We start from the raw sequence: 450 nt of genomic DNA, 5'->3' as shown, positions 1-450 counted from the left end.
AACAAGGCTTAATCCGTGGTGTCGGATGGGACTGGTTCTGATCGTCGGGTAGACCGTGGGTATGAGGTATGCGACTGGCGGTGGGTTGACCGCCGCGGACCGGGCCCGCCGCGAGGGGGTGCGGCTGGCGGCCGCGGAGCGGTTCGAGTGGGGATGGTCGTGTGGGCAGGTGGCCGCCGAGCTTCGGGTGACCGAACGGTCGGTGGAGCGTTGGCGGAAGGCATGGCGGGCGGGCGGGGCGGAGGCGTTGCGCTCGACCGGGCCGGCGTCGCGCTGCCGGCTCGACGACGACCAGCTCCGTGCGTTGGACGCCGAACTCGACCGCGGTCCGGCCGCGCATGGCTGGGCCGACCAGCGGTGGACCCTGGCCCGGGTCCGCGAACTGATCGTCGGGAAGTTCGGCGTGGAGTACACGGTGCCCGGAGTGTGGCTGCTGCTGCGCCGGCGGGG

1 protein-coding gene is annotated in these 450 nt (G+C 72.4%); it reads left to right on the top strand.

What is annotated here, in order from left to right:
• Nucleotides 1-61: 61 nt before the first annotated feature.
• Nucleotides 62-450, top strand: a 389-nt coding sequence (locus tag NBW84_RS13700) for a helix-turn-helix domain-containing protein (protein WP_250285117.1), incomplete at its 3' end; no start/stop codon positions are given.

The sequence above is a fragment of the Protofrankia sp. CiP1_Cm_nod2 genome (genome assembly GCF_920664355.1).
Taxonomy (GTDB): domain Bacteria; phylum Actinomycetota; class Actinomycetes; order Frankiales; family Frankiaceae; genus Protofrankia.
The sequence above is the reverse complement of the archived record's forward strand: the minus strand, read 5'-3'. Positions and strand labels throughout refer to the sequence as shown.